General features: G+C 70.7%; 4 protein-coding genes. All 4 read right to left on the bottom strand.

The genetic code is table 11. The annotated features are described in order from the left end of the window. Positions 1-81: 81 nt before the first annotated feature. The 4 genes from AB0M20_RS14500 to AB0M20_RS14485 all read right to left on the bottom strand — a co-directional run bounded on the left by AB0M20_RS14500 (position 82) and on the right by AB0M20_RS14485 (position 8,846). Positions 82-1,101 carry a hypothetical protein gene (locus AB0M20_RS14500; protein ID WP_364298127.1) on the bottom strand — a complete coding sequence of 340 codons (1,020 nt, stop codon included), beginning with the start codon at positions 1,099-1,101 and terminating at the stop codon, positions 82-84. A 67-nt stretch (positions 1,102-1,168) separates the two neighbouring features. After that, positions 1,169-3,268, bottom strand: a complete 2,100-nt coding sequence (locus tag AB0M20_RS14495; RefSeq protein ID WP_364298125.1) for an SGNH/GDSL hydrolase family protein — start codon at positions 3,266-3,268, stop codon at positions 1,169-1,171. Between the two features lie 263 nt (positions 3,269-3,531). Next, positions 3,532-4,362: an LLM class flavin-dependent oxidoreductase gene (locus AB0M20_RS14490; protein ID WP_364298123.1), complete on the bottom strand. Its 831-nt coding sequence runs from the start codon at positions 4,360-4,362 to the stop codon at positions 3,532-3,534. Between the two features lie 80 nt (positions 4,363-4,442). Further along, positions 4,443-8,846: a beta-ketoacyl synthase N-terminal-like domain-containing protein gene (locus AB0M20_RS14485; protein ID WP_364298121.1), complete on the bottom strand. Its 4,404-nt coding sequence runs from the start codon at positions 8,844-8,846 to the stop codon at positions 4,443-4,445. Between the last annotated feature and the right edge of the window lie 12 nt (positions 8,847-8,858).

The following is an 8,858-nucleotide window of genomic DNA, read 5'->3' as shown; positions in this document are numbered from 1 at the left end:
TTACACCACCGAGGCCCGCCCGCGCGGTCCGGCCCATCCGGGCCGGACCGGGCGACAGCAGCGTCGATGACGACCGCCGGATCAGTTGGCCTCCGCCCAGGTGGCCGGCTGACCGGTGGTGTTGTACGAGAGCAGGCGCTTGCCGTTGACCGTGAGCGGCAACGCCCAGTGTTCGAAGTGCAAGTAGTGATCGCCGGCTACCGTGGCGACAGTCCGCTCGGACCACGGCTGCCCGAACTGCGCCGCCGTCCACCGGGTGACGGAGCCGGGACCCCAGCCACCGCCGCGCTTCGAGGTGATCCTCCAGCCCTGGCTGTCGCGCCACACCGAGAAGGCACTCTCGGTCCCGCCGTTGACCGCGGAACGCAGGATCGGCTTGGCGCCGGCGCTGGTGGCGGTCCATCTCACGCCGTCGAAGTACGTCCACCGGCTCGGCGTGCCGAGGTCGGCCAGCCCGACCCGCGCCACGTAGGCATCGAAGCCGGTCCAGCCGTCCGTCGGGGCGGAGCTCGCGCCGAAGATGTACACCAGACGGGCGGTGGCGTCGTAGTAAATGCCGGCCCCCCACAGCACTGGACCTCCGATGGCGGTGGGCGTCGCCATGAACCTCGAGAAGACCGGATCCTTACCGGCTCCGACAGTGAACACGGCCGTGTTGACGCCGACGTTGTCCCAACCGCCGGGCCGCGGGCGTATCCGGGAAGCCAAGGAATACAGCTTGCCTTCGGCGAAGAAGGCAGGACCCAGCCAGTCGACGGTGCCGTCGGTGCGATCCGGCAGCGCCTGGTACCTCGACACGGTGCCAGGGTGGGCGGGGGCCACCACATGGCCGGTCCCGGCCGCCAGCACGGTGATCGTCGAGTGCGGACCCGGGCCTCCACCACGAGCGAGGGCATCGCCGGTCACGATGACACAGCGCCCGTTGTCCAGCCGTGCGGAGATGTTGCCGTCGCCGTACGTCGGCAACGATGCCAGCAGCGACTGCATGCCCTGCACGGATCCCGGCGTGCACCGGGAAGCCGCTTGCGCTACGGCAGGAACGCCGTTCAGGACGGTGCTGAACACCGCCGCGACGAACGCGACGGACCAGAATCGCTTCACTGGGTACACGACCTTTCGGAAAGAGTCTGGTGCACCGCCGCTGACAACGGGTGGTGCACCAGCCAGGTCAGCAGGACATGGGTTTGGTGAAGGCGTTGCCCTCCGGTGGAACGCTGGTGCAGGTTGACTGGGCGGTTTTGAGATCGCCGATTCCGGTTTGATCTCGGGTGCCGATTGCGTAGAACACGCCGACCGTGCCGGACAGTGGGGCGGTACGTGGGTAGCGGTAGATCTCCCAGGCTGGGAACTTGTCGGCGACAAGGGTGGCGGCGAAGGAGGAGCCGGAGGGGGTCAGAGTCACTTTTCCGTTGATCCGGCCCAACGACGCTGACCACGCGTTCATTGCGGAGACAGCGACGATGAGGCTGCTGCCGCTGCGTACGGCGGAGACGTAGTTGTACGGCGTGCTGTTGGAGTCGCCGTAGATGGTCGCGTCGGGTACGAAGCGGATCGGCAGGGCGGTGCGGCAGCCGGCCTCGAACGGGGGCAGGCTTGATCCGATCACACAGGACTTGTGGACGTAAACGCCGATCTGGCCGGTCTTCGTGTCCCAGGCGACACCGATCTTCGCCGACGAGTAAGGATTGGGATTCCATTGCCGGTGATCGCCGATCGAGCCGGTGAAGGTGTCCTTGTCGCGGATGTATCCGCGGGCGACGACGATGCCGCGATCGGTACCTGCCGCGGTCGTGGTGCCGGCTTTCACGTCGCCGCTTTCCGGTGGCGCATCAAAGTACCGGTTGCGGGCCAGCAGATGGTTGAAGTTGTTCTGATAGGGCAGCGCCCGGGCCGCGGCGAATGGCAGCGGGCTCTCGCCGCCGTTACGGGAGGCGGCGACCTTGTAGTTGATGCAGTCGCTGAACACGTAGTCCTGGGTCCAGCTGGTCCGGCTGCCGAGTGCCCACTGCTGCAGCGTGAACGCGCCGGCGGCCGGGGGGAGGACATCACAACCTGGCGCGGAGTACACGTGGTAGTCGTCCGCCCCGGCGACGGGGTCCCAGGCGACTGTCACGCCGTACGGGCGGTTCGGGTCGGTCGAGACGCGGACGTTCGCCGGTGCGGGCAGCGCTTTGACGGTTGCCGACCCGGTCGGAGATGCCGCGCTCATTCGGGCGGGTCCCCTGGTGGCTTTGACGTAGAACTGCATGAGGTGCCCGGCGGGCAGGACGTCCGCGGTCCAGGAATCCGCGCCGATCGGGAACTGCGCCTCACGAAAGGCTTCGCCGGCGGTGGCGTCGCGTTGGAAGAACTTGTATCCGGCCGCTCCAAACGAGTGTGACCATTGAACCTTCACCTTGAAGTCGACATTTGTCGTGGTGATCGTCGTCGGTGCCGCCGGGGTGAGGTCCGCGGGTAGCGACGTCGGGATGGACGCGAAGAAGCCGCCGAACCACCACCCCGCGAACAGCGCGTCACCGAATGCCTTGGCGATGACCCACTCGCCGCGCACGTTGGGATGCAGCCCGTCGTAGGTGTCCAGGTTCGCGTCGAAAGGACCATCGACGTCCACCGCGATCGCCGGGGACGTCGCCGTGTTGATCTGCCCGATCGAACTGGCCAGCAGGGAGTTGTATTCGGTGATGATGGCCGGCAGCGTCGGCTGCTCCGACAGTGCCGAGCGGTGCGTGATGTTAGCGATCGCGAAGCGCAGGTTCGGCTTTACGGAGCGGGCGTTGGCGACCAGCGTTCGCAGGTCGTTGAGCAGCCCGGCCGGGTTGTTCACTCCCCAGGCGAGGTCGTTGAACCCCAGCTCGATCAGGAGGAAGTCCGGTGTGTACGTGGTGACGTTCGCTGCGATCACGTCCTTCGCCTGATGCATCTGCCAACCCCATTGGCTGAGGTGGTTGCTGTCGAAGGCGATACCCGGTCGGTAGGCTCCGTTACGCGACGGCGGGATGCTGACTTCTGGCCATCCGGCGGGATAGCCGGCCGGCACGACGTTGGTGCCGGTCCACGGTCCGACGAAGTCCACATTGCCTCCCGCGGCGGCGAGATGGTTGGCCAGCCGGTATCGCCAGGTGTAATCACCCTCAAGCCCTTGGCTGATCGAGTCGCCCACCACCATGATCCGCGTCGGCGGCTCCACGGCGCCCGCCGGGAGCACAGTGACCGCTTGCCCCACCAGAACTGCAACAGCAGCCCAAAACGCGCCGGCGGACGTCCTCATCACTCTGCTGGAGACCCGCCGATGTCCGTGCCACCTGCCAATGGTGTTCATGGTGCCCGATGGTGCCCGGCGCAATGCGGCCCAACCAGGCACTTCCACCGGCATCTGTCGACTGAAGCTCCGTCACCATCGACCTGGAGATGAGGACTACACACTGCAGGAGAACCAACCAACGGAGGCATCATGCCGGAGCTGCCGGAGGTCGAGTCGGCCCGCGGGCGGACGCACCAGCTGGTGGTGCAGCGTGGAACAGCCCGCCATGGTCAGCTCCCGCTGAGTTCGGCGACGACCGGGGCGAGCGCTGCCGCGGAGTTGGCGCCGATGACGAAGTAGGTGAAGCCGATCTCCTCTCGTCGCCGCAGGATCTCCTCGGTGGCGGCCGCCGGGTCACCCGGCAGGATTGCGAGCGAGTCGGCCGCCCGCAGCGCGGCCGGGTCCGTGCCGGGGGCCGTCATGAACGGCGCGACGGTGTCGCCGACCACCGCCACGTGGACCGCGAGTTCGACGTCGCGGACGGCGCGGAAGTCGCGCGCCAGCCGCACCATCTCGGCTCGCCGGTCGTCCGGCTTGGAGGCGAAGGTGACCGTGTCCGCGAGGTCGGCCGCCAGCGCCCGGGCCTTCGGCCCGCGAACGGCCATCGCCACCGGCGTACGCAGGCTCGGGCCGTCGAGGTCTCGCAGTGCCGTGACGGTCTCGCGCACCCGGGCCAGCCGTTCGGCGGGCGGGTCGGCGGGCAGTCCCAGGTCGCGGAGTTCGTCCTCGATGCCGGGACGCCCGGTGCCGATGCCCATCTCGAAGCGGCCTTCGGTGAGCACCGACAGCGAGTGCGCCTCCCACGCGGTGCTCCAGGCCGGACGCAGCGGGGAGGCGTACACCCACGTGCCGACGCGCAGGTCGGTGAGGGTTGCCGCGACGGCCAGCGCGGGGCCGGGCGCCGGCTGCCATTGCGGGACGTCGGGCATCAGGATGGTCGAGTAGCCGCTGTCGGCGATGCGGCGGACCTGGTCCCGCCATGTCGGCAGATCCGTCATGATGGGGGCGACCACCCCGAAGCGCAGTGACCTCGTACCGCCGGTTGCCGTCGTGCCTGCCATCGTTGCTTTCCTCTCCCTGGCGGCCGCGCCTTCTGCCGGTCCTGCCTTGTCAACGAACGGGCACGGCGCATTCCGACAGGTCAGCGACCTCGCGCGTCGCCGGTTTCGGCGATCATCCGGGCGCCGAGCCGGTCGACGCGGTAGATGCGGCGGCCGTCGACCCAGAGCCAGCCCCGGGCGAACGCGGTCCGGTCGCGGATCTCGAGGATCTCCAGCTCAACGGTGATCAGGCGGTCGGTGGGCACGACCTGGCCGCGATAGGTCCAGATCAGCGGCTCGTCGAGCGCGACCGGTTCGAAGCGGGCGCCCGGCCGATCCCCGCCGATGCCCCGGTCGGTCAGGTACCACTGCAGCAGCTGGCACATGGCCTCGACGCCGAGCGAGCCGGGCATGACCGGGTCCTGGAAGAAGTGGGCCTTGAAGAACCACGCACCGGGATCGACGTCCATCTCCGCGCGCACCTGCCCGAGGCCGGCCGGCCCGCCCTCGGGCCAGTAGCCGGTGATCCGGTCGAGCATCGTGAGCATGGGGCCGGCGGGGTGGTGGAACGTCGGCGGGTTCTCGCACGGTTCGCTCAGGCGCTCCCGCTCGGCCGGGGCCGCGGGCAGGCCGGGCTGCTGCGCGAAGGCCGTGGTGAGGAAATACCCGAACACGGCGGTGCCGCTCAACAGCGGTTCCCCGTCGGCGTGGCACTCGATCCGGAACGTCTCGATGATCATTCCGGCGGCTCGGGACACGTCCGTGAGTTCGGCGCGGGTGCGCACCACGCGGGTGCCGGGCCGCACCTCACACCGGACGCGCAGGTCGCCGTCGAGGTTGCGGAACAGCAGCTCGGCGTCGATCTGCAGGGGGCTGCCGACGTAGCAGCCCAGCCATCCGCAGGGTTGCAGGGCGATCTCCATCAGGGCGGCCGCCGGCATGGTGGGGCTCGGGCCCGAGAAGAACCAGACCTTCTCGGGTACGTCGTACTCGGCGACGACCGCACTGCCGACCGCCATGCCCTCATACGGGCCCTCGACCGCGGTGACCCTGCTCATGAAGTGGTACGGCGGCCCGGGCAGTCGCGGTCCGCGGCGTGCGCCGGCGAACGCCTCGGCCATGGGTCCGAGCCCGTCCGCCGGCCTGCCCCAGGCGCAGGCGAGCAGCGAGGCGTAGCCGAGCGCCAGGTCGCCGATCCGCCCGACGGGCTTCACCTCACGGTGCCCGGCGAGACCGCCGAGCGCCGGGAGCGGTTCGGGCTGCGCGGTCCGCTGCACCGTGGGCGGGCCGAGATGCCGCCAGTGCTCGAGCGGCCAGTCCGGCACCAGCCGCACGGCGCAGTCGGCGACGTGCAGGGCCTTCAGTCCGTCGACGGTGACCAGCACGTCCGCGACGGCCATCGGATACGGGTCCGTCGAGATCGCCGAGATGAAGACTTCGTACGTCAGCCTGCGGCTGTCCGGAGTGACCTGACCGCGGCAGCGCATGCGCGCGGCGCGCCCCGGCACCGGTTCGAACCGCCAGCCGTCACGGTCGATCGTGTGGCCACACGCGGCCAGATAGAACGAGACGGCCTGGAAACAGGCTTCCGACATGAGGGTGCCGGGCATGCAGGGGTCGTTGTGGAAGTGGCCGTCGAAGAACCAGTCGTCCGGGCTGACGGCCGTCTCGGCGCGGAGATAGCCGCGTCCCCACGGTCCGCCGCCGGGGTCGAAGACGGGCACCTCGTCGAGCAGGCGCAGCCGTCCCGATCCGATGCGCGGGGTCCGCACGTGGGCGCGGGTCGCGGTCCATCCGGTGCCGAAACACCGATCGGGGCGGCCATCGGCCAGGGCGCCGACGGCTTCGGCGTCGAACGAGGAACGCTCGCACCGCACGGCGGGCGGATCCGGGGCGTCCGGCGGTGTGACGGCGGCGGCGTCCCAGAGCACGCCGCCGCTGTGGCTGAGTTCGTCGTCGGTGAAGAAGCCGGCTTGGCCGTTGCGTACGGTGAGCAGCAACGCATCGCCGACGTGGCAGTCGTACTCGAAGAAGAAGAGCCGGACCGCACCGTGCGTGACGTGCCCGACGACCCGGATCTCGAAGCGGAGGGTCTGGCCCGGTCCCGGTGGCGGGCCGTGGAACGTCACATCGCTGCCGAGCAGGCGGTAGACCCGCTCCCCCCGGTTGTGCAGGTCGGCGCCGAGCCAGCTGATCAGGAGCAGGTCGGCCTGTCCCGCCTCGACGACCAGGCCGGCCGGCATGCGGCCCGCGGCGTCGAGGTACCACGACTCGTGGTCCACGTCGGTCTCGGTCCAGATGACGCCCTGGCCCAGCCGGCCCGGCACGGCGTCGATCCCGAGGACGCGATCGGCGAGCAGCAGCGGTGGGCCGGGCATGCGGGTCTGCCGCACGTCGGCGTCCTGCCCGGCGAACGCCGGTCCGAGGATGTCGGAGATCCGGCCGGATGCGAGGTGTTCGAGCTGCGCCCGGTCGAACCGAGGTCCGGGGAACCCGTTGCCCGCCGGAGCCTGGGGACGGGCGAGCGCGGCGATGGCCGAGGCGCGGCCGGTCAGGAAGCGCGTGTGGGCTGCGGCTTGGAGCGCCAGATATTGGCGGTGCGCGGCCGTGATGGAAGCGCGCCACGTCACAGCGGCCGAGACGGCCGGATTCGACGCCCGCATCTCCGTCGGCATCGGTTCGAGTTCCGGTGCCGGCTCCATCACCGTGTACTCAGGAGCGGCCAGGACCGGCGGGGGAAGTCGTCTGGGCAGGCCGACCGTCGGGCCGGCGTCGGCGGCCGGTTCCGCGAAGTACGCCTCGAGCGCGTCGTGCCGCACCGGGACCCCGGCGGCGGCCAACTCCGCGACCACCATCGACACCGACCACAGGCCTCGGCCCGGGCCGGTGTCCATGGCCACCGCGATGTGGTCCCGCTCGCCCAGGACGCGGCGTGTCCAGCCGGTGCACTGCGCGGCCGGTCCGTGCTCGATGAACACGCGGACGCCGTCGTGCCAGGCGCGCTCGATCAGGTTCGGGAAGTCGACGGGGGCGAGCATCTGCTCGGTGATCGCGTCGGCGGCCGACTCCTCAGTCGGGTGATACCAGTCGCCCGTCGCTCCGCGGTAGAACCGGATGCCCGGCACCGTCGTCGTGGGGCGCCGGTGCAGGGCATGCCAGCGGTCGCGCACCTCGGCCACTTCGGGGACGTGCGCCACCAGGTACGGGGGCAGCCGGATGCGGGCGGCCGGGTCGAAGCGTCCGGCGAACGCCGTGCATGCTTCGTCCTCGCCGGAGACCACGCAGGTTCCCGGGTCGCACACCGCCGACAGATGCACGGCCGGCTCGTCCTTGACCATGGCCCGCACCAGTTCCGGGTCGGCCGCGAGGAGGTAGCCGGCCCAGTGTTCGCCGGCGATGCCGTGGCGTTCCCAGAAGCGGCGTACCCCGCGCAGTTCGCCACTCAGGTCGTGCGTGAACAGTCCGTCGGCCCGGGCGTCGGCGATCATGTCCGGCACGTCGGTCCAGGCCCCCAGCGCGACGAGGGCGGCCGATTCGCCGGAGGAGTATCCGAGCGCGGCGTGCGGCTCGACGCCCAGAATTTCCCGGGAGATTCTGGTGTGCAGGTTCGCCAGGGCACCGACAGCGAGGATCTGCTCGAGCGGCTCGGGCCCCCCGTCCATGCCGCTCGCCAGCGGGGCGAACGCGAGCGCGAGGTCGGCTCCCATGCCGGGGTAGAAGGACGAGCCCTGGGTGTAGACGAAGGCCGTCTCACCGCCGATCGGGGTCTCGCGGAAGGCCACGCCGGGCGGCCGCAGTGCCTCGCCGTCCAGCCAGGCGCGGGCGCTCTCGAGCTGAGCGGCCAGGTGCCCGCGGTCGCGGGCGAGGACGGCCAGCCGGGCCGGGCCGGTGTCGCTCTCGACGCCGGACGAGGCGGCGGCGAGGACTTCCGACCGGGTCGCGCCCGAGTAGAGGTGCAGCCGGGGCGGGGGTTCGGGCGCCCACGGCGCCGCGTCGGCGGCGCGCAGGCGAATCCGTGCGGGAGGGGCGTCGAGTACGGGCGTGACGACGTCGACCGTGGTCGCATCGGGATCGGGGTGAGCGGGTCGGCCCAAGCGCGGCCGGGCCCGGTGTCGGAGGGCGAAAGCCGCGGCCGCGACGTCGAGCAGGCTGGCGGCCGCGTGCGGTGCGCCGAGCAGGCCGGTGGGAAAGGCGTCGCCTGCTGGGGCATCGCGGTCGATCAGGGCGATGATCCGATCGCCGTCCCGGCGCGCGTCGTCGCGGCGTTTGAGCACGAGGACGACGGCGGCGTCGATCGGCTGCGCGGTCCGGCCGAGCTGGGTGAGGGCGGCGCGGTGCACGGGTTCCTCGGAGAGGTCGACCGCGCCGACGAGCGCGGCATCGACCTCGCCGGCCCGCAGCGCCCGGGTCGCCAGGTCCAGCGCCACGATGCCGGAGGCCTCCTCGGCACTGACCGCGAAGCCCGGTCCGGAGAGGCCGAGCTGCCCCCCGATCCGGTTGGCCACGATGTTCGCCAT

This window comes from Actinoplanes sp. NPDC051633 (assembly GCF_040681735.1).
GTDB lineage: Bacteria > Actinomycetota > Actinomycetes > Mycobacteriales > Micromonosporaceae > Actinoplanes.
This window is presented reverse-complemented; position numbering and strand designations above follow the sequence as displayed.

Excerpts from the sequence above, each read along its gene's own strand:
- AB0M20_RS14490 (WP_364298123.1), bottom strand. The coding sequence starts at position 4,362 with ATGGCAGGCACGACGGCAACCGGCGGTACGAGGTCACTGCGCTTCGGG.
- AB0M20_RS14495 (WP_364298125.1), bottom strand. The coding sequence starts at position 3,268 with ATGAGGACGTCCGCCGGCGCGTTTTGGGCTGCTGTTGCAGTTCTGGTG.